Annotated in this window: 24 protein-coding genes; 19 read left to right on the top strand and 5 right to left on the bottom strand. The window is 37.6% G+C overall.

The annotated features are described in order from the left end of the window. Positions 1-13 precede the first annotated feature (13 nt). The 12 genes from ASE74_RS01035 (at position 14) to ASE74_RS00980 (ending at position 9551) form a co-directional block, all read left to right on the top strand. Complete coding sequence (locus ASE74_RS01035) at positions 14-1282, top strand: hypothetical protein (RefSeq protein ID WP_055903024.1); 1269 nt, start codon at positions 14-16, stop codon at positions 1280-1282. A gap of 80 nt (positions 1283-1362) precedes the next feature. Next, a complete protein-coding gene (gene upp / locus ASE74_RS01030; RefSeq protein WP_055903114.1) occupies positions 1363-2007 on the top strand; it encodes a uracil phosphoribosyltransferase in 645 nt (214 codons plus the stop codon). A gap of 56 nt (positions 2008-2063) precedes the next feature. Further along, positions 2064-2381, top strand: a complete 318-nt coding sequence (locus ASE74_RS01025) for a low molecular weight protein tyrosine phosphatase family protein (protein WP_055903022.1) — start codon at positions 2064-2066, stop codon at positions 2379-2381. 39 nt (positions 2382-2420) lie between these two features. Continuing rightward, a complete protein-coding gene (locus ASE74_RS01020; protein WP_055903021.1) occupies positions 2421-3110 on the top strand; it encodes a YjjG family noncanonical pyrimidine nucleotidase in 690 nt (229 codons plus the stop codon). A gap of 77 nt (positions 3111-3187) precedes the next feature. After that, positions 3188-3892, top strand: a complete 705-nt coding sequence (locus tag ASE74_RS01015) for a DUF4476 domain-containing protein (protein WP_055903019.1) — start codon at positions 3188-3190, stop codon at positions 3890-3892. A 19-nt stretch (positions 3893-3911) separates the two neighbouring features. After that, positions 3912-4430 (top strand): DUF1569 domain-containing protein, encoded by a 519-nt coding sequence (locus ASE74_RS01010; protein WP_055903017.1) that lies wholly within the window; start codon positions 3912-3914, stop codon positions 4428-4430. 40 nt (positions 4431-4470) lie between these two features. Next, positions 4471-5085, top strand: coding sequence for a hypothetical protein (locus ASE74_RS01005; RefSeq protein ID WP_055903015.1), 615 nt, complete (start codon positions 4471-4473; stop codon positions 5083-5085). Positions 5086-5166: 81 nt separating this feature from the next. Beyond that, on the top strand, positions 5167-6486 hold the full coding sequence (locus ASE74_RS01000) for a flippase (RefSeq protein WP_055903013.1): 1320 nt from the start codon (positions 5167-5169) through the stop codon (positions 6484-6486). After that, positions 6483-7130: a hypothetical protein gene (locus ASE74_RS00995; RefSeq protein ID WP_055903010.1), complete on the top strand. Its 648-nt coding sequence runs from the start codon at positions 6483-6485 to the stop codon at positions 7128-7130. Before ASE74_RS01000 ends, ASE74_RS00995 begins: the two co-directional genes overlap by 4 nt. A 13-nt stretch (positions 7131-7143) precedes the next feature. After that, on the top strand, positions 7144-7905 hold the full coding sequence (locus tag ASE74_RS00990; protein WP_055903008.1) for a class I SAM-dependent methyltransferase: 762 nt from the start codon (positions 7144-7146) through the stop codon (positions 7903-7905). Positions 7906-8074: 169 nt separating this feature from the next. Beyond that, positions 8075-8992, top strand: coding sequence for a glycosyltransferase (locus tag ASE74_RS00985; protein WP_055903006.1), 918 nt, complete (start codon positions 8075-8077; stop codon positions 8990-8992). A gap of 103 nt (positions 8993-9095) precedes the next feature. Then, on the top strand, positions 9096-9551 hold the full coding sequence (locus tag ASE74_RS00980) for a PA2169 family four-helix-bundle protein (RefSeq protein WP_055903112.1): 456 nt from the start codon (positions 9096-9098) through the stop codon (positions 9549-9551). A gap of 147 nt (positions 9552-9698) precedes the next feature. On the opposite strand, the gene cphA is transcribed toward ASE74_RS00980, so the two are convergent. Further along, positions 9699-12314 carry a cyanophycin synthetase gene (cphA, locus tag ASE74_RS00975; protein WP_055903110.1) on the bottom strand — a complete coding sequence of 872 codons (2616 nt, stop codon included), beginning with the start codon at positions 12312-12314 and terminating at the stop codon, positions 9699-9701. 294 nt (positions 12315-12608) lie between these two features. On the opposite strand from cphA, the gene ASE74_RS00970 reads away from it, so the two are divergent. The 4 genes from ASE74_RS00970 to ASE74_RS00955 all read left to right on the top strand — a co-directional run bounded on the left by ASE74_RS00970 (position 12609) and on the right by ASE74_RS00955 (position 17542). Further along, positions 12609-13484, top strand: a complete 876-nt coding sequence (locus ASE74_RS00970; RefSeq protein WP_055903005.1) for a cyanophycinase — start codon at positions 12609-12611, stop codon at positions 13482-13484. 69 nt (positions 13485-13553) lie between these two features. Beyond that, positions 13554-14396 (top strand): isoaspartyl peptidase/L-asparaginase, encoded by an 843-nt coding sequence (locus tag ASE74_RS00965; protein WP_055903003.1) that lies wholly within the window; start codon positions 13554-13556, stop codon positions 14394-14396. 29 nt (positions 14397-14425) lie between these two features. After that, on the top strand, positions 14426-15118 hold the full coding sequence (locus tag ASE74_RS00960; RefSeq protein WP_055903001.1) for a hypothetical protein: 693 nt from the start codon (positions 14426-14428) through the stop codon (positions 15116-15118). A 258-nt stretch (positions 15119-15376) separates the two neighbouring features. Beyond that, positions 15377-17542, top strand: a complete 2166-nt coding sequence (locus ASE74_RS00955; protein WP_235525978.1) for a carboxy terminal-processing peptidase — start codon at positions 15377-15379, stop codon at positions 17540-17542. 209 nt (positions 17543-17751) lie between these two features. Here the strand turns inward: ASE74_RS00955 and ASE74_RS00950 are convergent, their stop codons facing one another. After that, entirely contained in the window at positions 17752-18693 is a 942-nt protein-coding gene (locus tag ASE74_RS00950; RefSeq protein WP_055902995.1) for an SPFH domain-containing protein, read from the bottom strand. Positions 18694-18783: 90 nt separating this feature from the next. On the opposite strand from ASE74_RS00950, the gene ASE74_RS00945 reads away from it, so the two are divergent. Together ASE74_RS00945 and ASE74_RS00940 are read left to right on the top strand one after the other, a co-directional pair. Next, positions 18784-20826 carry a M13 family metallopeptidase gene (locus ASE74_RS00945; RefSeq protein ID WP_055902990.1) on the top strand — a complete coding sequence of 681 codons (2043 nt, stop codon included), beginning with the start codon at positions 18784-18786 and terminating at the stop codon, positions 20824-20826. A gap of 273 nt (positions 20827-21099) precedes the next feature. Beyond that, positions 21100-21285: a hypothetical protein gene (locus tag ASE74_RS00940; RefSeq protein ID WP_055903108.1), complete on the top strand. Its 186-nt coding sequence runs from the start codon at positions 21100-21102 to the stop codon at positions 21283-21285. 113 nt (positions 21286-21398) lie between these two features. Here ASE74_RS00940 and ASE74_RS00935 read toward each other — a convergent pair whose 3' ends face one another. The 3 genes from ASE74_RS00935 to ASE74_RS00925 form a co-directional block, all read right to left on the bottom strand. Then, positions 21399-21584: a hypothetical protein gene (locus ASE74_RS00935; RefSeq protein ID WP_055902988.1), complete on the bottom strand. Its 186-nt coding sequence runs from the start codon at positions 21582-21584 to the stop codon at positions 21399-21401. 44 nt (positions 21585-21628) lie between these two features. After that, complete coding sequence (locus ASE74_RS00930) at positions 21629-22726, bottom strand: CapA family protein (protein WP_055902986.1); 1098 nt, start codon at positions 22724-22726, stop codon at positions 21629-21631. Between the two features lie 98 nt (positions 22727-22824). Beyond that, positions 22825-23382 carry a C40 family peptidase gene (locus ASE74_RS00925; protein WP_055902984.1) on the bottom strand — a complete coding sequence of 186 codons (558 nt, stop codon included), beginning with the start codon at positions 23380-23382 and terminating at the stop codon, positions 22825-22827. Between the two features lie 506 nt (positions 23383-23888). Between ASE74_RS00925 and pdhA the strand changes: the two genes are divergently transcribed. Continuing rightward, on the top strand, positions 23889-24884 hold the full coding sequence (gene pdhA / locus ASE74_RS00920) for a pyruvate dehydrogenase (acetyl-transferring) E1 component subunit alpha (RefSeq protein WP_055902982.1): 996 nt from the start codon (positions 23889-23891) through the stop codon (positions 24882-24884). The last annotated feature ends 11 nt before the right edge of the window (positions 24885-24895 follow it).

Here is a 24895-nt window from a genome sequence, read left to right as displayed (position 1 = left end):
GTTAAAATAGGTTATGCATCTAATCATCTTCTCCAATATATTAACGCCCAGGATAAAATATATCTTCAATTTTATTTTTAAGGATATACTTAAGGCCGAAGTAGAATTTACCGGCAATAGCCAATATTTTCTGCAAAGCGACCAGGTTAAGATCAGTTATGGCGAACAGCCATTGGGCGCTGAACTTTTTTTTAAAAGTACCCCGTTGCTTTTCTCCAATAAACTGGAAGAACTAAAACCTAAAAGCATTTCTTTTGGCGAGTACCAGGTTCCTTTTCCCGTTGAGGATTCTACTTTACCCTTTGATATTTTTGCTGCCTCGTTTTTTATTGTTACCCGTTACGAAGAATATCTTCATCAGCAAGTAACAGACGAAGCTTTTAAACCATCAAAAAGTTATCAGCACAAATGGCGGATTTTAGAGCGGCCGATTATTGATGAGTGGGCGCTGATGATTAAAAGTATCATCAGGAAAAAACATCCCGAGTTTAAATTTCACGAAAAGAAATTTCAACAGCAGCCCACCATACACTTTAGTTTACCGCCCAATATACCCGATGGCTTTTTAAACCGGACTAAATTTGTTTTTAGTGCACTTTTTAAAAAAGAGAACAATTACCTCAGCTCTAAATTTGATGTGCTTACCGGTATTGGTATCAATAATGAGAAGGTTTTGGAAGAAACGAACAACATTTTTGCCAAAAAGAAAAATAAGCCACTCTATTTTGCCGATTTTCCAGATGTACCGATAGAATACCTCCGGATAAGCGGCATTTCACAGCTTTTAGCTAACCAATCATTAGGTTTATTAAGGCCTTGCGCCAGCGATGTGCAAAAAAAGGTAGAAATTAAAGAAGGCTTATCGAAACTTAAAAAGATACATCCAAATATTGTTCCTTCAAGCAGTCAGCAACTGGAAGTTTTAAAGTTTCCCATTTGTTACCTTAATATTCTCAACTCAGGTATTACTGCCGATTATTCGATGGGTTACAGTAATGTACCTGGTTTTAGGGCCGGTACCTGCACAGCATTTAGCTGGTACGATCTGCAACTCGAAAAAGTAACGCCCCTGCTTGTTAATTCTTATTGTTTAACCGATTACATTCTTCAGTTTTTGCCACACCAGGACGCTACAAAAATTTTGCGGTGGTATATTGATTCGGTTAAGGTTGTAAATGGCACTTTTTACAGCAGCTGGCATTTAAAGAGTTTAGCTAACCACCCTAAATACAAAAAGTTAAAACTACTTTTTGCAGAAATGATGAGTTACACAGGTAATTGATTTAGTTTAATATATTTTGGCTTAAAATTCTTAAATTTAAACCATTACAGGGTAATTCCCTGGGTACCGAAAACATGATTATGATTTTTGATCTGAGCAAAACAAAATCTATTGCCAATACCTTTATTGCCGAACTCCGGGATGAGAATATCCAGAAAGATTCGATGCGTTTCCGTAAAAACCTGGAGCGGCTTGGTGAGTTTTTCGCTTATGAAATCAGTAAATCACTTCAATACACAACCAAAGATATTACTACACCCCTAGGTGTTTCGCCTTGCAATGTTTTGGCAGAACAGCCGGTTATGGCTACCATACTCAGGGCCGGTTTGCCCTTACAGCAAGGTTTGCTTAATATTTTCGATAAAGCAGAATGCTGTTTTATTTCGGCATACAGGAAAGTAAAAAAGAGCGGTGATTTTGTAATTCAGATGGATTACATTTCTACCCCTGATCTTGATGGAAAAGTTTTAATTATGGCCGATCCTATGTTGGCCACCGGCCAAAGCATGGTAATGTGCTGTAAAGAGCTTATAAACCGCTATAAAATAGCAGAACTTCATATCGTTGCCGCAATAGCAAGTACCGAGGGGGTAGCACATGTACGTGCCAACCTGCCAAAGGCGAAACTCTGGCTGGGTGCCATTGATGAAGAAATGACCAGCAAATCTTACATTGTTCCAGGGCTTGGTGATGCTGGCGACCTGGCTTACGGTGAGAAAGTGTAAATTGGTCTGCAATCTATATTTTTACCCTAGCGTTATTAATCATTAGTAAATAAAACTTGAATATTCTCTTTGTATGCAGTAGAAACAAATGGCGAAGTGCTACTGCCGAAACCATTTATAAAAACCATGCTAATCACCAGGTACGATCTGCCGGAACTGAACCATCGGCCAGGATTAAAATCAATGCAAAACTGATTTTGTGGGCTGATTTGATTTTTGTAATGGAGAAAAAACACAAGCAAAGAATTACGCAGCGTTTCGCTGAAGAAACCTACCAAAAGGAAATCATTATACTTGATATTCCTGACGATTACCAATACATGGATGAAATGCTTATTGAAGAGTTAAAAGCGAAAGTTGATGATTATTTATAATTCAAAAATCATTAGGCTACCTTTGTAAAAACTTATTTCATGAAAAAACATATTTTCTTCGACCTTGACCACACCATTTGGGATTTTGACCGCAATGCCGAAGAAACGTTGAACGAGCTTTACCTAACGTATAAACTGGATACGCTTGGCCTAAAATCCTGCTCTGATTTTATCTCCACTTATACCGAAAATAATCACCAGTTGTGGGCCGATTATCACCTGGGCAAAATCACGAAAGATTTTTTAAGGTCGGAACGCTTTAGCAAAACCTTTATTCAATTGGGTATTCATCCAGATGCAGTACCTCATCAGTTTGAAGATGACTATGTGAGTATTTCACCTACCAAAACCAATCTTTTCGAAGGAGCCGAAAATGTTCTGGCTTATTTGAAACAAAAATATACCCTGCATATAATTTCCAATGGATTTAAGGAAACCACCTTAACCAAAATGAATCTTTCTAACCTTAATCCTTATTTCGAAAATGTAATTATCTCCGAAGATGTAGGCGTAAACAAACCAAATCCACTAATTTTCGAGTACGCATTGGATAAAGCCAAGGCCTCTAAAGCAGAAAGCATTATGATTGGCGATAGTTTGGAGGCTGATATTTATGGTGCTTTAAACTTTGGGATGGAGGCTATATTTTTCAATCCCATGCGCAAAGAAAAACCTGATGATGTACATAAAGAAATTCTTCACCTCGAAGAATTATTAAGACTTTTTTAGCCTTACTCCTTTTTTGTTTGATTTTGGCATTTGTTTAGCATTAGTTTAATACACACACAAATGAAACCTTAATTAAAATGAAAAAAACCATCTTTTTAGGATTGGCAATGCTATTTGCTACCCTAACTTTCGCTCAACACAATGGCAATTCTGCCGAAGTATTCTTACAAATTGTTAATCCAGGCAAGTACAGCGTGTATTTAGACGATGAACTCGTTGGATCTGCCAATGGGAGGTTCCGCTTTTACGATGTATACAACACCGCACCAACACTATCTATTATTCAGGGCAATACCGTATTGTTAAAACAGCGGCTTAGGGTTACTCCGCAAGAGCGGCTTGTATTAAGTTTTGAAAATAAGCGGTTAATCACTTTTAAACAGCTCACCATCTTCCGCAACAGACAATATGCGCTAAATGATTTTGATGGTTATGCCGGAGATTACAATACTGGGATTGTGCCGCCAAGGCCACCACAGCCAGAATTAAATTACAGATTACTCTCTGAGGAGGCTTTCCAGGCGTTTTTAAACCAGTACAGAAAGGAAAATTTTGATGATGGCAGACTAAGAATGATTAATGTAGTGAGCAAAAACTCCTCACTATTAAGCGCTCAGGCAAGAATTTTGTTAAAATCTTTCAGCTTTGATGATGAGCGATTGAAAGTGGCCAGGAATCTTTATAAAAACGTTGCAGATCCTCAGAATTATTTCACGGTATCTGATGTTTTCATTTTCCCATCTAATAAAGACGACTTCTTAAAATATTTGGAGAAGCAGTAATTCATCCTATCTTTATTAAATGACAGCGGCAAAAATAAAGGCATCGACACATAAAATTATCGATGCCTATAAAACAAAATTATTTAATTATCCCGACAGTATCTTTCAAAGTACACCCCCAATTGCCGGTTGGAGTTACAGCGAAGTATACTCACATATTTTTGATGCGAGCCTCTTATCTATAATTGCGATGGAGCATGCAGCTAACGGCAAGGGCGAAAACAAACCGACACACTTCATTGTAAAAATGATTTTACTTTTGGGTGCTCTTCCGCCTGCAAAAAAATATAAGGTGCCCAAACGCCTGGCAGATCGTGTAAAAAAGATCAGTAAAACAGAAGCACTGGATTTTATTTTAGAGTTCGAAAAGGCGCTGGAAGATAATTATCCTTTAATTGCCGATGCGAAGCCCGATTGTAAAACCAAACACCCCAGGTTAGGCTATTTAAATGCTAAACAATGGTTAAGGTTTATTGAAATTCATCTAAAACACCATTTAAAACAGTTAGAAAGAATAGAAAAGAGTTTTCAGGCGTAAATTAATTTCGCCATATTTGGGTAGTCCCAAATTCAGTCTCATGAAAAACGCTTTTTACCTCCTCATTATTACTGTGCTTTGTGCCTGCAATAGCGAAAAAAAAGAAACTGCTCAAACGGTTATTTCAACACCTACAGGGATGCAGGGTTTGCAAAAAAGCAACACTATTCAGCCAGTAAGCCAAAGTTCAAAAACTAACCTTATTTTTAATCCACCGCATGGCGCAGCTGGCCATACATGTGCTTTGGCGGTAGGTGCACCACTAAATCAAGCGGCAGCTGCACAACCACAGCAAAAACTAAATCAGCAGGCAAATAATACTCCCGCAACAACACAAGCAAATACCTCAGGGAAGAAATTAAATCCCAAACATGGAGAGCCAGGTCATCGGTGTGATATTGCCATCGGCGCACCTCTTGATAGTAAACCTACTCAGGTTGTTACCACTCAACCTGCGGTAAAACAATCGATAGGAATTAAAACAGCCAAAGGTTTAAACCCACCACATGGCCAGCCAAACCATAGGTGCGACCTTGCAGTTGGTGCTCCTTTAAACAGCAAGCCAGTTCCATCGGTAAATGCGCTCCCTGCGCAAACGCCCGAAGTTAAAACAACAGAAACAAAAGTGTTGGAAAGTAAGGGTAAGGGCAAATAACCTTTATATGTACTTTCGGGATTAAATATTTAGCATTTACATCGCCTTACTTAACGCACATTTTTTTACATCTTTGCGTTAATGAAATTACCCGCCATAAAAGGTTTTAACGAAGAAGCATTTAACAAGTACCTTAAAAATACGGGATGGTTAATGTTCGGGCGGATTTTAAGCATGTTGGTAGGGTTTGTTGTAGCAAGGTTTTTAGGTCCGGTATCTTTTGGCGATCTGAGCTTCGCTGATGCATTTACAGCGATAGCAGCCGCAATTGGTGCGTTGGGTTTAGATACTTTTATCATCCGCGAAATTATAAACGATCCATCTAAAAAAGATGAGATTCTTGGAACTTCATTGTTTTTAAGGTTAGGTGTTAACCTGCTACTTATCCCAATTTCTATTGGTTTATACCTGCTTTTTCATCATTTATCAGATAATCCGGGCCAGCCGCTTACCTATGTGGTAATACTTTTATCCTTTGCTGCATTCTTTAAGTCTTTCAACGTAATCGATTCTTATTTTCAATCACAAGTACAGTCTAAATATGTTGTCCAGGTTCAGAATATATGCGTAATACTATCTGCGTTAGTAAAAATAGTTCTGGTAATCTTGCATCTTCCAGTAATCTGGTTTGCATGGGCATTGGTTTTTGATGGTTTCATTTTGGCCTTCGGATTGATGTTAATGTACCGCATCAAGGGTTTTGATATGTCTAAATGGCATTTCAAAAAAAGCAGGGCCAAATCCTTACTTAAGCAATCTGCGCCGCTAATTTTATCTGCGGTAATGGTTTCTATTTACATGAAAATAGATCAGGTAATGCTAAAAACAGAAGGAAGTAAGGCCGTAGGCATTTACGCTGCAGTTGCAAAAATAAGCGAAGCCTGGTATTTTATTCCGGTAGCAATTGTTACCTCAGTTTTCCCAGCGCTGATTCTTGCCAGAAAAACAGATCATGAGCGGTACCTGAAACGCTTGCAAAACCTGTACGATTTACTGGTTGCAATAAGTTTACCAGTTGCTGTGGTAATTACTTTTTCCTCATCACTTATCATCAAAATTATATACGAAAATCGTTTTGAAGGAGCAGAAACTATGCTCCCGATACACATTTGGTCGGGTATATTTGTTTTCTTAGGCAGTGCGAGTTCTCAGTTTTTACTTGCAGAAGGGTTTACTAAAATTTCTTTTTATCGAACAGCATTTGGTGCATTATTGAATGTTCTGCTCAATTTATGGTTAATTCCTTTATATGCTGGGGTTGGAGCTTCAATTGCTACCCTGATAGCCTGTGCAAGTTCCGCATTTTATCTTTTATTTATTCCTAAAACTAGGCAACAAGGTATAATGATGTTAAAATCATTATTTTTGGTCACAGCATTTCAAAAAATATTTAAACGTTGAGTACTCTTAAAGCATTAACCACACTAGTTGCAAAGCCAAGCAGGCTTAAAGCATTATTATCTTACGGTCATAAAGGCTACCTGAACAGCATTGGCTGGTTCACCGCTTTTGATAAGAAACAGGCTGTAGATGGCAAAGGAAAAGCTTTGCCCTGGGTAACCTATTCGTTTATCGATTTTATAAAGGAGCGGATCAACAAAACGCAGCATATTTTCGAATACGGTTCGGGCAGTTCTACCATTTTTTATGCAGAAAGAGCAGGTTCGGTTACTTCGGTTGAACATGATAAAGGCTGGTTTGATAAAGTTAAAAATACAAGTCCGGCCAATGCCGAGATGATTTTCTGTCACTTGGAAAAAGATGGCGAATATGCTAAAAAAGCAACTTTACTGGGTAAAAAGTTCGATATTATTATCGTAGATGGCCGCGACCGCGTAAATTGCTGTAAATATAGCGTTGATGCGTTATCATCAAATGGTGTATTGGTTTTGGATGACAGCGAACGCGAAGTTTATAATCCTGCACGTGTGCTTTTAAAAACACAAGGTTTTAAAGAAATTAGTTTTAGTGGAATTTCACCAGGGCTTTTTTACGAAAAAGCAACATCAGTTTTCTACAAGCAAGACAATTGTTTAGGTATTTAAATCAATTAGCACCATGTTAAGCGAAGAAGTAAAAACCGCATACGATAATTTTTATACCAATAGCGATGTGGCCTGGCGAATGCTCGGTGCAAAATATAAAGCACAAAACATTGTTGAGGTTTGTAAAGGGCTAAAGCCTAAAAAAGTATTAGAGGTTGGTGCAGGCGATGGCAGTATTTTACACTTTTTAAATGAATGGCATTTTGCACCTGAACTTTATGCGCTGGAAATTGCACAAAGTGGTGTCGACATTATAAAAGACCGTAAGCTTGCCAGTTTAAAAGAGGCACAAACCTTTGATGGATATAAAATTCCTTATCAGGATGATGCTTTCGACCTAATCATCTTAGCGCATGTTTTAGAACACGTGGAACACGAAAGAATTTTGCTCCGTGAGTTAAAAAGGGTTGCAAAATATGTAGTGGTAGAAGTGCCAAAAGATTACCGTTTCGGTGTAGACCAAAGAATGAAGCATTTTTTGGATTATGGGCACATCAACATGTATACGCCAACTTCTTTGCGATTTTTATTGCAAAGTGAAGGTTTGGAAATTCTGGAGGATAAAGTTTCGATGACTGCCCCTGAAACGGTTAAATTTAATGAGTTTATCAATAGAAAAGCACCAAAAACGTTTTCTAAAAAATTAAAAATAGAGCTCGAATACCGCATTAAAAAAGTGTTGGGCAATCTTTTTGGAAAGAAAAAGCAGGAGCAATTTGCAAACGCATACACGGTTTTAACTAAAAAATCAGATCATAACCTGCATATATTTTAAATTAGAAAGACCGTCATTTCGAAATGAAGCCGAGAAATCTTTTTACTTCATGCTAGGTTTGATCATTTTTCTCCAGTCCGCGATGCTTTATCCGGTAGCTATCGGATCAAAATGACGATGAATAACAGCAACTGGCCAATTTATTGATAGGGTAATTTATAAAACAAAAATGCAAAACCTTGCTCCAATAGCACTTTTCGTATATAACCGCCCGCAACATACCGAGCGGACAATCAAATTTCTCCAGCAGAACGAACTGGCTGAACAAAGCCACTTATACATCTTTTCTGACGGGGCAAAAACGGATCAGGATAAAGAAAAAGTTGCTGCGGTACGGAAAATCATAAAAAAAATCGACGGATTTAAATCTGTCAAGGTTATTGAAAGTAAAAATAATGCCGGATTGGCCAATTCGGTAATCGCAGGGGTAAGCCAATTAGTAGAGGAATACGATCAGGTGATTGTTTTTGAAGATGATCTGGTTACCTCGCCCCATACGCTGGCATATTTTAATGATGCCCTAAACCGTTACCGCAAAGAAGAAAAGGTAATGCATATCGGTGCTTATATGTATCCTTTAAAGACGGAAACATTGCCGCAATCTTTTTTTTACAGGGCTGCAACAAGTTGGGGATGGGCAACATGGGGAAGAGCCTGGAAAAATTTTGAACCTAATATAGACTTGCTCTTAAAACAGTTTGATAAAAAGAAGCGTGCAACGTTTTCTATCGACAACAAAATGAATTTCTGGAAACAAATGCAGGAGTTTAAAAAAGGAAAAAACAATAGCTGGGCCATAAGATGGTATGCTTCCATCTTTTTAAAAGGAGGTATAACGCTTAATCCATCACAATCGCTTGTGAACAACATTGGGCACGATGGAACAGGAGTGCACTCCGGCATAAATGACATCTATAACGTTATTATCAATCCGAAACCAATTACCGAATTTCCGGCAGTTATTGCTGAAGATCCTATTGCATATGCAGCCATAAAAAACTTTCTGATCAAACGGAAGGGCAATATGGTTATGCGGGTGAGAAGATTCGTAAAAGAAAAACTTACACAGTATTTTTCTAAAGAATAAGCGGTTCATCTTTAGCGATCTGTTGTAACCAATCAAAAATATGACAAACCTTTTTTTGATTGTAGGTGTTGCTCTTATACATCAAAACTATAAAAATAACAACATGAAAACGACAACAGCAACAGCAGAAATATTAAACGACCTTGTTCAAATCAATAACGACCGTATTGAGGGTTATGAAAAAGCCCGTCAGGAATTAAAAGATGGCGACGCTGATCTAAAAACACTATTTTTAAATATGATTGCCGAGAGCCAAAAATATAAAATGGCTTTAGCTACAGAAGTAGCTGCATTGGGCGAAGATATTGAAACAGGAACAACCAACTCTGGTAAAATTTATAGGGCTTGGATGGATGTTAAAGCAATTTTTACCGGACACGACCGTAAAACAGTTTTAAACAATTGTGAATTTGGTGAAGATGCCGCTCAAAATGGATATAAAATGGCTTTAGAAGAAGAAGATCTTCCATCGAATATTAGAGAACTGATTTCTGATCAAAAAGCATCATTAAGAACATCACACGACGAGATTAAAAGATTGCGTGATGCACAAGCATAAATAAAAAGGATATTCAATAAAAAGCCCTCTTTAGTTTCGAAAGAGGGCTTTTTTATGGGTTTCCGTCATGATAAGCATAACAATTCTGCTATTTAAAATCCTAAAATGAATTCAAGATAAAGATGGGTAGCATAATAAAATTGAAAATTATGACTCCAGTTCACGGTCTAAATGTTCAGTAACACGCTGAATTGTATTGTCGATCGTATTACTTAAAATCGTTAAATAAGAACCTTTTTGAGCAGTTTCAATTGCAATCTGCAAACATTCGGTACTTTTATTATTGATAATGATTTCTTTATTGGGATCTACCTCTTTAATTCCTTGCACCAATAAATCAACCAGTTGCTGCTGATCTCTTCCCCTTAAATACTTTTCCTGACAGATGTAGATCTTATCGAACATTTGTGCTGAAATACGGGCAGTTTCGATAATATCTTCGTCTCTTCTGTCGCCGGTTCCAGATATTATGCCTACATGTTCTGTTGCTTCAACACTTTGTAAAAAAGATTTAACACCATTAAATCCATCTGGATTGTGCGCAAAATCAACTAATACTTTAAAATCCTTAAATCTGAAAACATTCATTCTGCCGGGAGTATGTGCTGCAGATGGAATAAAAGTTTCCAATGACAAACGGATATCTTCCGGTTTATAACCCCACAAATAGGTAGCAAGCGTTGCGGCAAGAACATTTTGGATCATAAAGTTTACCGAGCCACCAAAAGTTAAAGGAATATGAGTTGCTTTATCTACGCGAAGTTTCCAGTCGCCTGTTTTAATGGTGATAAATCCGTTTTCGTAAATGGCTGCAATGCCACCTTTTCTGCAATGCTCCTTAATTACCGGATTGTTTTCATCCATACTGAAATAAGCAACATTACAGCGTGCATCTTTGGCAATGCGCACACAATACCCGTTATCAGCATTTAATACAGCCCAGCCTTTACGGCGCACTGCACCAATTACAACCGCTTTAACGCGAGTTAAATCGTCAAGGTTATGGATATCTGAAATGCCTAAGTGATCTTCCTGAATATTGGTTACCACACCAATATCACAGGCATTAAAACCTAATCCTGCCCTTAAAATTCCGCCACGGGCCGTTTCCAAAACAGCAAATTCTACGGTTGGGTCTTTTAAGATAAACTCCGCACTTACAGGCCCCGTGGTATCGCCTTTCATCAGCATGGTATTGTGCACATATACGCCATCACTGGTAGTAAAGCCCACACGCTTACCATTGCTACGGATAATGTGTGCAATTAATCGGGTTGTGGTGGTTTTACCGTTCGTTCCGGTAACGGCAATAATTGGAATCTGTGATAATTTACCCTGAGGATACAGCATATCAATTACCGATGCGGCAACGTTTCTAGGTAAGCCTTCGCTCGGGGCTAGGTGCATCCTAAATCCCGGTGCCGCATTAACCTCTAAAACAACACCGCCATTTTCGGTTAAGGGCTGAGTAAGATTTTGGGCCATAATATCGATACCGCAAATATCCAAACCGATTACCCTCGAAATCCTTTCACAAATAAAGATATTTTGAGGGTGAACAATATCAGTTACATCAATCGATGTTCCGCCGGTACTTAAATTAGCGGTTGATTTTAAATAAACAACCTCTCCTTTTTCGGGGATGGTTTCTAAAGTATATTCTTTTTTGGCAAGCAGATCTAACGTATCACGGTCTACAGCAATCTCGGTTAACACGTTTTCGTGTCCGTAACCACGGCGTGGATCTTCGTTTTCCTTATCAATAAGCTCCTGAATGGTATGGATTCCGTTACCTCTTACATGCGCAGGATCGCGTTGAGCCGCTGCAATTACTTTATGGTCAATTACCAATACACGAAAATCGTATCCGGTAATGAATTTTTCAATAATAACCCTTCTCGAATAAGTTTTTGCATATTCAAAAGCAGCAATAGAATCTTCCATCGTTTTAACGTTGATGGTTGCTCCCTTTCCATGATTTCCATCAAGCGGTTTGAACACCAACGGAAAGCCAACTTTTTTAACCGAAGCTTCAAGGTCATCAATATTGGAAATGGTAACGCCAGATGCGACCGGAATAGCCGCCTCAGTGAGCAAACGTTTCGTTTCCTCCTTATTGCTTGCAATATCTACCGCAATGCTACTGGTTTTTTCAGTCATGGTGGCCCTAAAACGAACCTGGTTTTTGCCGTATCCCAATTGCACCAGAGAGCTTTTGTTCAGTCTGATCCATGGAATGCTTCTGCTCACTGCCTCTTCCACTATTGAGCCCGTACTTGGACCCAAAGCTTCCAGCTCACGAATTTCTTTCATCCTACGGATGTCGTGCTCCAGATCGTATTCTTCATTATTAATTAAAGCTTCGGCAATTTTTACGGCAGCTTCAGCAGCATAAACACCTACTTTTTCTTCCAGATAGCTGAATACCACATTATAAATGCCTTCAGTTTTGGTTTGGCGTGTTCTACCGAATCCGGTTTCCATGCCTGCAAGAGTCTGAATTTCTAAAGCTATGTGCTCAATTACATGGCCCATCCATGTTCCTTCTTTCACGCGGGTAAAAAAACCGCCTTCTACCCCTTTAGAACAGCGGTGGGTAAACATACTTGGCAATAGTTTCTCTATCCGTTCGCTAAATCCTTCTATTACATTGGTTGGTTTTTGTTCTAAATCTTCTAAATCCAGACGCATCTGAATCAGTTTCTTCCGGCTAATCGACCAAATATTTGGCCCTCTCAATACTTGTATGTTTGATATCTTCATGTAATATTTTGTTCGTTTTTTAGGTAAATCAGGCATTTGAAACAGCCTGTTTTATTCAATTTAAAGAAAGAAATTGATGACTGTAAATTATGCATTTATTTTGAAAATAGGTGCCTCATTTAGCTAAATCAATTTTAAGGTGTATTTGTTTTATTTTCAAGTACAATAACGTTAAATTTAGGTTAGATTATTTTAAGGTTTGTTAATAATTTGAATATTATTGACAAAAAAAGTCGTGTTTTTTATCTTAAGCCTATATATTTGGGTTTTTTGATACAATATAATACACAAAGAATGGTTCCGAAAGGTAAACTCATCATTATTGGCGGCGCAATAAACACAGGTAGCTTCGCAGAAACGCAATTTGGCCTCCCTGAAAACATGAATTTTTTTGAGCGTGGAATTCTTAAACGGATTACTACAGAATCATTAAGAGACACACAATCCCGCTTCGAAATCATTACTACGGCTTCATTAATGCCCGAAAAAGTTGGCGAAGAGTACATAAAGGCTTACGCACAACTGGATGTTCATAATGTTGGTGTATTAAATATCACCAATCGTGAAGAAGCCAATTCTGACGAAAATTACGAACGGATCAAAGCAGCTGAAGTGATTATTTTTACAGGTGGCGATCAACTCCGTCTTTCTTCGATCTTCGGTGGGACAAAAATTCACCAGATTTTACTCGAAAAATATAGAAATGAACCTGTGGTAATTGCAGGTACTTCTGCAGGTGCGGCGGCGAGTTCTAAAAACATGATTTACCAGGGCAGCAGCAAAGATGCTTTGTTAAAAGGGGAAGTGAAAATTACTGGCGGCCTTGGCTTTATTGATGATGTTATTGTAGATACACACTTTGTTCAGCGCGGCAGAATTGGTAGATTACTGTATGCTGCGGCCAGTAACCCGGGTATTTTAGGCATCGGCCTTGGCGAAGATACAGGTCTTTTTATCTCCGACGGGCATATTATGGAAGCGATCGGCTCCGGGATGGTGATTTTGGTAGATGGACGCAATATGGCCGATACCAATTTAACCGATGTAGAAATGGGCCAACCGGTCTCGATTAAAAATATGGTGGTACATGTAATGTGTGATGGTGACGTTTATGATTTAACAGACCATAGTTTGGTTATTCATCATCCAAAAGTTATTCCTATATCTTAAATGAAGATTATGGTGTAGGATTTAAAGCCAAACGCTCATAATAATTGTTTTAATACACAAATTTAAAAGATGAAACTCATCATACACGGAGGATTTTTTAGTGAATCGTCTACCAATCAGGAAACAAAAAAGGCGAAACAAGATGCTTTGGCTTCTATTGTTGCGCTTGGGCATGAATATTTAAAAACGCATACGGCTTTAGAAACCGTTGTGTATACTGTTGCACTGCTGGAGGATAATGAGTTATTTAATGCAGGTATTGGCTCACAGATCCAAAGCGATGGTAAGGTGCGGTTAAGTGCTGCTTTAATGGATGGCAAAACAGAAAAATTTAGTGGAGTGATCAATATTGAGGATGTTAAAAACCCGATTGAAATTGCACAGAACTTATTAACTTATGACGACCGTGTTTTAAGCGGAGCTGGTGCACAGCAGTTTGCCAGGGATAATGGGTTCGACTATTATAATCCCATTACCGCGCAACGTCAATCAGAATATGAAGCTAAATTAAATTCAAAAAACAATAAAGGCACTGTAGGTTGTGTTGCGCTCGATGCAGATGGAAATTTGGCTGCTGCAACATCAACCGGTGGCAAAGGGTTCGAAATTCCTTGCCGGGTGAGTGATTCTGCAACTGTTGCTGGCAATTATGCAAATCAATATGCAGGTATATCCTGTACAGGTGTTGGCGAAGATATAGTGAGCGGGGCACTGGCTGCTAAAATCGTTACCCGTGTTACTGATGGCTTTTCTTTGAAGGATGCATCTGATAAATCTTTTGATGAACTTAAGGCTTTTGATGGCTTTGCAGGAGTTGTTGGCATAACCGCTATAGGCGAGGTATACCATTGCGATTCACACCCATACATGGTTTGGGCATCTTTTGATGTTAATTTACAGGTATTTAGCTGAAATTAGATTTAAAGTATTATTTTTGTTGCATGACCAAGATTGTATTGGCTTTGATTGGCCTTTTCGCATCATTACAATTACAAGCTCAAAACATAGATAAAACTGAAATCCAGGAACCAAATGGAGGTAGCGCTATTAATATTGCGGTATCTAAATTTGATTTGGAAGACGGAAATTCTTTTTTTGAGGAAGCAGAAGATTTAGAGCGAAAAGGAGATTTTAACGAAGCCCTTACCTTATTCGGAAAAGCCGCTTTCGAATATAATGCTGTAAAAAACTTCAACAGGTACGGCCAGGCCATTATCAAAATGAGCAGCATGCATTATCAGTTGGGCCGTTTTAGTGATGCAGAACAGATTCTTTTAAACGTTGCGCTAAAAAACTATTCTAAAACAGGCAATAGAGCGGGTGTAATGAATACTTATAGCCTATTGGGTAAAGTTTATCTGGCAAATACCAAATACACGCAGTCTATGTGGTTTTATACTCAACAGGGTATCCTTGCAAAACAATCCAAAAATAATAACGCATACATCGAATCTATTTTAGGGATTGTTCAGGTAAAAATCAAAAAGAAGGATTTCACACTTGCCCTCCGCGATCTTAAATCAGCAGAATGGATTGCCAATTCAATTAAAACTTCTCAATATAAATCACAGATTAAAGATGCAAGAGAAGTAATTGCAAGTAAAACAACAAGCAAAAAAGTAAATCCAAGCTAGTTTAAGCATTTAAACCCTCTCTTCTTCCTCATAGCTGATCTTTTTGCGTCTTTAATTAGTCAAAATCAGTTCCCTTTTAAAACAAAAAATAAGGCTCAACGTTCTCCTATAGAAATTGTTAAATAAAAAGCTTTTAGTTAGATTTGATAAAGTTTTAACAAGAGACGGTAATAATGCTGTCTCTTTTTTGTTTTTTTGCTAAAATGGTATCATATTGGCTATATAGAATTGGAAATGGATTTTAAATCATTTAAAGAGATGTTAAAGAGAATATTTTTTGTAATTTTTACTGCGGCAGTACTTGCTTGTCATGCTGCACCTAAAACTCAGCCCATGGTTGAGGGTGTTACCAATGTAAAACCTGATGAGCAACAACAATTGGTTATTAAGGAGGTTGTAAACCTGATTGAAAGCTATAATTACAAAAAAATTCAGATTAATGATTCCATATCTTCTATTATTTTAGATAAGTACATTAAATCTTTAGACCAGGGAAAGAATTATTTCTTAGCATCGGATATCAAGGAATTTGAAAAGTATAGGTATACACTTGATGATGATTTTAAAAATGGCGATTTAAGTGGTCCGTTTTTCATCTATAATGTTTATGCTAAAAGGTTAAACGAATATTTTAGCTACTCTTTAGCGCAGATCAAAACCAAATTCGATTTCAATCAAACCGATACCTATGTTTACGACAGGGAGAAAATGCCTTGGGCAGTTTCTTCAACAGCTTTAAATGATACCTGGAAAAAACGTGTTAAATATGAACTGATCAATTTAAACCTAGCAGGAACAGCTGAAGCCAAGAATGTAGAAACATTAACAAAACGTTATCAAAACCTGCAATCTCAAACTTCAAAAACAAACAATCAGGATGTTTTCCAGATTTTGATGGATGCATTTACCGAATCAATCGATCCGCATACCAACTATTTTAACCCTAGCAATGCGGTTGCCTTTAACGAGGATATGTCGCGCTCATTTGAAGGTATTGGTGCCCGTTTACAATTGGAAAATGAAGTGGTTAAAATCTCGGAAATTATTGCCGGCGGACCCGCTTTTAAAGGCAAACAATTAAGTGCAGGCGACAGGATTATTGCTGTAGCGCAAGGCGATGGTGAATTTGTTGATGTTGTGGGCTGGAGATTAGACAATACGGTAACTAAAATTAAAGGTCCTAAAGGCACAAAAGTCCGCTTAAAAGTTATTCCGGTAGGTAAAGAAATGTCATCAAAACCAGTCATAATTGAATTGGTTCGCGATAAAATTATTTTGGAAGAAACCTCTGCCAAGAAAAAAGTTAAAACGATCAACAGCAACGGTAAAGACATTAAGATCGGAATAATTACGCTGCCCGCATTCTACGCTGATTTTAAAGCAGCAAATGCTGGTGATAAAAATTATAAAAGTACCACACGTGATGTAAGAAAACTGATCGATTCATTAAAAACATATGATAAAGTAAATGCGATTGTATTGGATTTACGCGGTAATGGAGGTGGTTCTTTAGTAGAGGCCATTTCATTAACAGGTTTGTTTATTGATAAAGGCCCGGTTGTTCAGGTAAAAGATTTACGTGGTAAAATTGAAGTAGATGAAGACGAAAATAGTGGTGTAGCATGGGATGGTCCTTTTGGCGTAATGGTAGACCGCCTGAGTGCATCAGCGTCAGAAATTTTTGCAGGGGCAATACAAGATTACGGACGTGGTATTATTATGGGAAGCCAAACCTATGGTAAAGGTACTGTTCAATCTTCTATCGATTTAAATAAATTGGTAAACCCAAGCATGTTACAGAGAGTTGCCGGTTTGGTTTCTAAAGATAAAACGGTAGGTACTTCGCCAAACGGCACAAGCCCTGCTGATATTAATTTAGGTCAGATTAACTTAACCATGGCTAAATTTTACCGTGTGGCCGGAAGCAGTACCCAACACAAAGGTGTAACGCCTGATGTTGTTTTCCCTTCTATCTATCCGATGGATAAAATTGGTGAAGATACTGAGCCATCTGCATTGCCTTGGGATGTTATTCCAAGTTCTAACTTTAAAGCAGTTGCAAACTTAACAACCGTTAAGGCACAGTTGATGAAGAACAGTGAGCAACGTGTTGCAAATTCATTGGATTTTAAATACCTGAAACAAGATATCGCCGATCTTAAAAAACGCGATGCTGAGGTTTCTGTAACGTTAAATGAGGCTAAGCTTAAAGCTGAACGTGAAGCTCAGGAATCGAAAACACTTACCAGACAAAATGAATTAAGAGCATTACGCGGATTGCCTGCAATTAAAAAAGGAGATAAAATTACCAAACAGGATGCTTACGATTTTATCGAAGATGAATCGTTAAAAGTTATGGGCGATTTTATGCAACAATCAGGTAATTATGTAATGAACTTAGGTTTAATGCCTAAGAATAATTAATCAGAAATATCTTTAACCAAAAAGGCCGCTTTAGTTTTTTGCTAAAAGCGGCCTTTTATTTTTTACAAATACTTCGGAGGTTTCATTGGCACCTGGCCCAACAGAACTCCGAGGTCTAAATTATTGTGATTTCGGATATTCTTATCCGATATAGCAATTTAATATGGTTAACTGTCTAATGCTAACATCCTACTGCACTTCAAAATAAGCTAGGCTTTCTTTGAAGATGGTTCAGTTTGTTTATTCAATTGCATCGCCATCATTTCTTTCATGGTTTTATTCATCCCATCGGCACTCCCATCTAAAAAGATTACATTACCATCCCCATTTTCTGCAAAGTGTTTGATCGATTCCGTCCACATGGTAAATAAAATTACCGAAATATCCAGGTTAGCCTGTTCCATTTCCTGTGCAGCTTTGCTCATACCATGGGCAACCTCAGCTCTGAATAAAGCAATACCTTGTCCGCGCAATTGCGCAGCCTCACGCTCTGCTGTTGCTGCAATTTTAATGGCATTACCATCAGCTTCTGCAGCTTTAGTTTTGGTAATCAACAAAGCCTGACCTTCATTTTCTGCGGCAGCTTTAAGGTTGTTTGAAGCCACTACACGGCTCATTGAGCGCATAATTTCTTCATCAAAGGTAATATCATTCAACTGAAGATCCTGAAGGTGATAACCCCAGCCATCCAGTACCTGGTCTATCTGTTCCTTAACATGCAGTACAATTTCATTACGCTGAGCCAATACGTTGGCTTGTTTTTGTGTAGCTACATATGCCCTGATCGAACCTTCGATGGTTCTGATCAACGCTTGCATAAGGTTAGTGGCATCTACGAATTTAAAGGCTACATTTTTGATGGTTTCTTCATCCTGGTTTACCACAGAATATAAAAGCATGGCTTTAAAATATACATTGGCCTGATCTTGCGTTACCGCCTGGAATGAAAGTTCTACCGAACGGTTTTGAATCGAAATACGCGAATAAATCTGTTCTATCAACGGAATTTTAAAGTTTAGCCCAGGCCTTAACTGACGGCGGTATTTACCGAAAACCGTTACCACGGCAATGGTTCCTTGTTTAACAGTAACAAACGAGCTGAGTAGAATAATAAAAGCTACTATAACTACAATGTAAATGGTGTATTGCATAATTAGATTTTTTTATGAAGTTATAAAAAATTCATGCAAACTACATCAGGCATTTAGTAGCTTTAAGTTTTTCTAACTAATTCATAAACAATGAAAACTAAATTAATTCTTCCGGCGGCCAGCATTTTGTTGTTTGCTGCTTGTCAGAATAAGAAACATCAGGAAACCGAAACGATAACTGCGCGTACCGAATTTTTCGATAAAACAGGTATGGATACCACAGTTAAGCCAGGTGATAATTTTTTCCTGTATGCAAATGGCAAATGGATTAAAAACACCGAAATTCCGAAAACAGAAACAGGCTGGGGCTCTTTTTATGTTTTGTATAATGATAACCTTAAAAACCTGGATAAGATTCTTGAAAGCGCGTCAAAATCAGATGGTGCTAGGGGAAGTGCCGAGCAAAAAGTTGGCGATTTTTATGCGAGTGGAATGGATACACTTACCATCGAAAAATTAGGTATCGAACCTATAAAACCTTTACTTTCGAAAATTGACGGGATTAAAAATGATAAAGATTTAATCAACTTTGTGGCTGATGGTTATAAAAATGGCGAAGGTGATTTGCTAAGTTTTAGTGTAGAGCCCGACGATAAACTGAGTACCATAAATGCGCTGGCATTTTCACAGGCAGGCCTTACCTTACCCGATCGGAGCTATTACCTTGATCAGGATGATAAAGCAAAAAAAATAAGAGCAGAGTATATTAAATACATCACAAAGATTTTTAGTCTTGCAGGCGATTCAATAAATGCAGCAAAGTATGCAGATAACATTTTAAAGTTAGAAACTGCCATTGCACAATCGCATTCAACACCTGTTCAACTACGCGATCCACAGAAAAACTATAACAAAATGACAGTGGCCGATTTCCAGAAACAAACACCGAATATTGAGTGGAAATCTGTGTTGAATAAATTAGGCGCAACTACTGATACGATTATTGTTAGACAGCCGAAATATTATCAAACTTTATCGGGCCTGGTAAAAAGCCAACCTATTGAGATTTGGAAAGAAAAGCTAAAATTTGATGCCTTAAACCGATCGGCCAATGCTTTTACCAAAAAATTCAGAACGGCTAAATTCAATTTCTTCTCCAAAACGCTGTATGGTCAGCAGGCACTAACAGAAAGGTGGAAATCCATTGTAAACGCTACAGACAATAGTTTAGGCGAACTTTTAGGTCAATTGTATGCCGAAAAGTACTTTAAACCGGAAGCGAAAGAACGCATGTTGACTTTGGTAAATAACTTACAAAAGGTATATGCAGAACGGATTCAGAAAGTGGATTGGATGACCCCGGAAACTAAAAAGAAAGCTTTGGAGAAATTAAATGCATTTATTAAAAAAATCGGCTATCCGGATAAATGGAAAAAATATGATGATGTAGAGGTTTCCAAAAATACGTATTATGCAAACCTCCAATCAGCAAATAAGCACGGCTATAAAGAAATGATGGATAAGCTGGGCAAAAAAGTTGATAAAACGGAGTGGGGAATAACTCCGCCTACAGTGAATGCCTATTATAATCCTTCATTTAACGAAATTGTATTCCCTGCGGGAATTTTGCAGTTTCCTTTCTTTGATTTCGCGGCTGATGATGCAATAAACTATGGTGCTATTGGTGCGGTAATCGGACATGAAATGACACATGGTTTTGATGATCAGGGCCGCCAGTATGATGCTGTAGGCAATTTAAAAGAATGGTGGACCAAAGCTGATGCAGATAAATTTAAAGCTAAAGTGGGTAAGGTTGAAACATTTTACAACAACTTCACTTTGCTGGATAATCAGCACGTTAATGGTTCATTAACTTTAGGCGAAAACCTTGCCGATATTGGTGGATTGAACATCGCTTATGATGCATTTAAATTAACTAAGCAGGGAAAAGGCGATAAAAAGATTGATGGTTTTACGCCAGATCAACGTTTCTTTTTAAGTTTTGCCCAGGTATGGAGAATGAAAACCCGTGATGAAAGTATGCGTGTAAGGATAAAAACGGATCCGCATAGCCCAGAAATGTTCCGGGTAAATGGCCCGGTTTACAATATGGAGGCGTTTTACAAAGCATTCAATATACCTGTTACGGCAAAAATGTATGTTGCACCTGCAGACCGCTTGGGTGTTTGGTAAGCAATTGATTAAAATTAAATTATAGAATCGTCATTTCGAGCGGAGTTTACGCAGTCGGGAAATCTGAATATATTGATCTCTCCATTTTGCTATGCTTCAGTCGGGATGACGGCTTTTTTTGTAATATTCTCTATGATAGGTATTTACTGTTTTTATAAAATTTCTGGAAGAGATAACTTACAGGCAAATTGCATTTACAACACAAGCACTTTTTTGATCGATTTAAAACAAAAGCAAAGTTATTTTGTATTAGTCATATTAAAAAGTAACCTCATGAATGTAAAACGCACTTTTGGAACCGTATTAACTATATTAGGAATAATAGGCCTAATATACGCAGGGTATGGTTTTGTAAACCACAATCAAAACTCAAGAGGTTTGATGGTTTATGGAATCATCGGATTGATATTCTTCGTATCAGGCATTGGTCTGGTGAAAAACACTAAAGACGAAAGCTAAGCTATTGTTTTTGTCTTATTTTTGGGATAGCTGGAGGAGTGTCGAAGGTGCTCTGAGGTTATCCCAAATTACTTTTATTTTTAAGCAGCATTTTGTTCGCTAAATTAAGTGAATCACTTCTGTTTCTTTTTTTGCTTAATAATCTGGTATTGACTAAAAGCTACGAGGCACCCCGCTAAAATAATAATACCTGCCGATAATAAGTTCTTAGGATTCTGATTGATGTAATAAGCTGCTGCCAACACCAAAAGTGCAGCTGCAATACCTATGATATAATGAATGATTAATCCGGTTTTCATGGCGCAAATATTCTTAAATAAATTGAGATTGATGTCTTAGAAGATTAATCTTTTAAGCTAATCCTGTTATCAGCAAATTTTAGCTGATGGCCAATGAAATCAATATCCGTTAATTCTTTAATCCTTTTAAAGGCACCATAATTATCATCCAATGTCAAACGGTTGATTTTATCCTGTTTAACCGAAACGATATCCGCAAAAAGAAAATCTCCTTTAGCGTTTATTTTAAGCTGTAGCAAAGGAGCAATGCCATTATTTCCTTTTAGGCTGAACATGCCATAAGTGCAAAAATTACCCAAACTGTAAGCAATAAATTTATTTTTATATACTTCAACCGCACGGGTTACATGTGGGCCATGGCCTAGTACTACATCTGCACCGGCATCTATAACGGCATGTGCAAACGCATATACATTGCCTCTGTTTTCATTGTAAAAAATCTCATTTTTGCGCGGCACATGCTCAAACCTGGCACCTTCGCCCCCGCCGTGAAAAGAAACGATTACAATATCGGCCATCTTTTTTAAACGGGTTACTAAAGCTTTGGCACTATCTATCTTATTAATAGAAACGGTATTTTCATTTGGTGCAAATGCACAGAAAGCATATTTTACACTATCCTTTTCAAAAATTTCGAATGGTTTGTTTACTTGACCCGCATAATGAATCTGTAACGAATCCAAAATTCTTGCGGTGTTTTTACGTCCTTTCGCATCAAAGTCGCCAACATGGTTGTTTGCTATGCTTAAAACATTAAAGCCTGCACTTTTGTAAATTCCTGCATACCGTTCAGGCATTCTAAATGCGTAACAGTTGTTAGGGTTGATGCCATTACATTTATTAGAGTTGCCAGAATTAAGGAAACAACCTTCAAGGTTCCCGAAAACGATATCACCTTTTAACAGGCTATCTACCGCATCAAAACTATTTAAAGCGTCATCGGGTGGCAAATTTGTTTTTGAAGGAAATGCTGAGCCAAGCATAATATCGCCTACAGCAGTAATGGATATCGTATCTTTTATTTTTCTGATTACGGTATCCTTTTTGGCAACTGTAGTGGTAATCTGGGCATTATTACTGGTGCAACTAATCAAAATAATCAGTGCAATAGCGGATATCATTAGTGTATTGAAGAACTTCATTATTGATTTAAGCGGTATAAAAAAATCCTCCAAAATTTCTTTAGGAGGATTGTGTATGTTTTAAACTGTTGACTAAAAACCGTCAACTATATATTGGTCTATTCTACTTCAAATTCTTTCTTGAACGATTCTAAAACACGACCGCCTTTGTAAAAGTAACGGCTGTAATAAGGTTCGTTCAGGTTACTGATTACCACACCGCGAGAACTTGATGCGTGAGCAAATCTATTATCGCCTAGGTAAATTCCTACATGAGAAATACTTCTGCTTTTTATTTTGAAGAAAACCAAATCACCTTCTTTCAAATCTTCTTTAGACAATGGATCTACCATGCTGAAAATATCGCGCGAATTTCTTCTGATCGTTGTGTTGAAAACTTTGTCGTAAATCGCTTTGGTAAAAGCCGAGCAATCAATGCCTCTTTTACTGTTTCCACCATAACTATATGGCGTTCCGATCCATTCGTATATAAACTTATATAGTTTTAAATTCGAAGTTGCATCTACTGCTACACCCATCACCTGTGAGAAATATTGCGAAGCAAGATTGTCGGGATCGTTCAGGTCTTTACCAGATTCTTTTGTTTTTGTTTGCGCAAATGCGGTTGAGAGCGTGCAGATAGCGATTAAGGTTGAAAACAAAAATTTTTTAATCATGTTATACAGTTATGTTTGGGTATTCACTTACACATTAACGTACACCACATGGGCTTATTGTTGGTTGTCAAAAGTATTGATTATACAAATGTTATCCAAATGTAATCTTGTAAAAAGTGAAAGTTATTAACATTTTTATTTTTTATCCACGTTTTTTTAAAAAATATTTAAGCACAGGAGGGACTTTTTTTCCCATACCGTTCTCCTGTTAAATTTCGGTTCGAGATTAAATTATTGTTTTTTAAATTATGTAAATCCTTATTTAAACAAAATTATATTTTATAGTAATTTGATTCCGTATTATGATAAAGGGTGTTGATTTAATTATAGGAAATCGTACTAAAACCGCCGAAAAATTGAAAAGTCCTGTTGGTTGTTGCATTTAATTGTAAAACAACTGTTAAATCTGATTTTAACCCTGATACTATGATGTTTTTACACTAGAAAGTGCCAAAAATTACAATAAAAAAATTAGATTTGCTGTCGCAAAAAACAAATATCCTAAAATGAGTGCAGTAGAAATAAATAAAGATACCTGGTTAAAGTGGTTTGAGTCGATGTTGCTTATGCGCAAATTCGAAGAAAAAACTGGCCAGTTATACGGACAACAAAAAATACGTGGCTTTTGTCATTTATACATTGGACAAGAAGCTGTAGTTGCAGGTGCAATATCTGCAATGCAAAAAGGTGATTCAATGATTACAACTTACCGTGATCATGCCCATGCCTTAGCTTTAGGAGTTAGTGCCGATAGTATTATGGCAGAAATGTACGGTAAAGCTACAGGTTGCTCTAAAGGTAAAGGTGGTTCGATGCACATGTTCAGTAAAGAACATAACTTTTATGGTGGTCATGCAATTGTTGGCGGTCAGATTCCATTAGGTGCTGGTGTTGCTTTTGCAGAAAAATATAAAGGAACCGACAATGTTAATATTTGTTACATGGGCGATGGCGCGGTGCGTCAAGGTGCATTAAACGAAACATTTAACATGGCCATGCTTTGGAAATTGCCTGTTGTTTTTGTTTGCGAAAACAATGGTTATGCAATGGGTACCTCAGTACAGCGTACCACCAACATGACCGATATTTATAAAATAGGTTTAGGTTTTGATATGCCATGTGCACCGGTTGATGGTATGGATCCTGTTGCGGTTCATAACGCAATGGATGAAGCAATTCAACGTGCACGTAAAGGTGAAGGACCTACTTTCTTAGAAATGAGAACTTACCGTTACCGTGGTCACTCAATGTCTGATCCGGCAAAATACCGTACCAAAGAAGAATTAGAAGATTATAAAGCAAAAGATCCGGTTGAGCATGCAAGAGAAACTATTCTTAAAGAAAAGTATGCAGATCAGGCCTGGATTGAAGAAGTAGAAGCTAAAGTGAAAGCAACTGTAGATCAGGCAGTGAAATTTGCTGAAGACTCTCCTTGGCCTGATGCATCTGAATTATACAAAGATGTATATATGCAACAGGACTACCCTTATGTAATGGACTAACAATATTTAGA

The organism is Pedobacter sp. Leaf216, from assembly GCF_001421515.1.
GTDB lineage: Bacteria > Bacteroidota > Bacteroidia > Sphingobacteriales > Sphingobacteriaceae > Pedobacter.
Note: the sequence above shows the minus strand (reverse complement) of the source record. Positions and strands in the feature narration are given on the sequence as shown.

Excerpts from the sequence above, each read along its gene's own strand:
- ASE74_RS00930 (WP_055902986.1), bottom strand. The coding sequence starts at position 22,726 with ATGAAGTTCTTCAATACACTAATGATATCCGCTATTGCACTGATTATT.
- ASE74_RS00925 (WP_055902984.1), bottom strand. The coding sequence starts at position 23,382 with ATGATTAAAAAATTTTTGTTTTCAACCTTAATCGCTATCTGCACGCTC.
- ASE74_RS01010 (WP_055903017.1), top strand. The coding sequence starts at position 3,912 with ATGACAGCGGCAAAAATAAAGGCATCGACACATAAAATTATCGATGCC.
- pdhA (WP_055902982.1), top strand. The coding sequence starts at position 23,889 with ATGAGTGCAGTAGAAATAAATAAAGATACCTGGTTAAAGTGGTTTGAG.
- cphA (WP_055903110.1), bottom strand. The coding sequence starts at position 12,314 with ATGAAGATATCAAACATACAAGTATTGAGAGGGCCAAATATTTGGTCG.
- ASE74_RS00940 (WP_055903108.1), top strand. The coding sequence starts at position 21,100 with ATGAATGTAAAACGCACTTTTGGAACCGTATTAACTATATTAGGAATA.
- ASE74_RS00960 (WP_055903001.1), top strand. The coding sequence starts at position 14,426 with ATGACCAAGATTGTATTGGCTTTGATTGGCCTTTTCGCATCATTACAA.
- ASE74_RS01005 (WP_055903015.1), top strand. The coding sequence starts at position 4,471 with ATGAAAAACGCTTTTTACCTCCTCATTATTACTGTGCTTTGTGCCTGC.
- ASE74_RS00985 (WP_055903006.1), top strand. The coding sequence starts at position 8,075 with ATGCAAAACCTTGCTCCAATAGCACTTTTCGTATATAACCGCCCGCAA.
- ASE74_RS00965 (WP_055903003.1), top strand. The coding sequence starts at position 13,554 with ATGAAACTCATCATACACGGAGGATTTTTTAGTGAATCGTCTACCAAT.
- ASE74_RS01035 (WP_055903024.1), top strand. The coding sequence starts at position 14 with ATGCATCTAATCATCTTCTCCAATATATTAACGCCCAGGATAAAATAT.
- ASE74_RS00955 (WP_235525978.1), top strand. The coding sequence starts at position 15,377 with ATGTTAAAGAGAATATTTTTTGTAATTTTTACTGCGGCAGTACTTGCT.
- ASE74_RS00990 (WP_055903008.1), top strand. The coding sequence starts at position 7,144 with ATGTTAAGCGAAGAAGTAAAAACCGCATACGATAATTTTTATACCAAT.
- ASE74_RS00950 (WP_055902995.1), bottom strand. The coding sequence starts at position 18,693 with ATGCAATACACCATTTACATTGTAGTTATAGTAGCTTTTATTATTCTA.
- upp (WP_055903114.1), top strand. The coding sequence starts at position 1,363 with ATGATTTTTGATCTGAGCAAAACAAAATCTATTGCCAATACCTTTATT.
- ASE74_RS01015 (WP_055903019.1), top strand. The coding sequence starts at position 3,188 with ATGAAAAAAACCATCTTTTTAGGATTGGCAATGCTATTTGCTACCCTA.
- ASE74_RS00945 (WP_055902990.1), top strand. The coding sequence starts at position 18,784 with ATGAAAACTAAATTAATTCTTCCGGCGGCCAGCATTTTGTTGTTTGCT.
- ASE74_RS00980 (WP_055903112.1), top strand. The coding sequence starts at position 9,096 with ATGAAAACGACAACAGCAACAGCAGAAATATTAAACGACCTTGTTCAA.
- ASE74_RS01000 (WP_055903013.1), top strand. The coding sequence starts at position 5,167 with ATGAAATTACCCGCCATAAAAGGTTTTAACGAAGAAGCATTTAACAAG.
- ASE74_RS00970 (WP_055903005.1), top strand. The coding sequence starts at position 12,609 with ATGGTTCCGAAAGGTAAACTCATCATTATTGGCGGCGCAATAAACACA.
- ASE74_RS00935 (WP_055902988.1), bottom strand. The coding sequence starts at position 21,584 with ATGAAAACCGGATTAATCATTCATTATATCATAGGTATTGCAGCTGCA.
- ASE74_RS01020 (WP_055903021.1), top strand. The coding sequence starts at position 2,421 with ATGAAAAAACATATTTTCTTCGACCTTGACCACACCATTTGGGATTTT.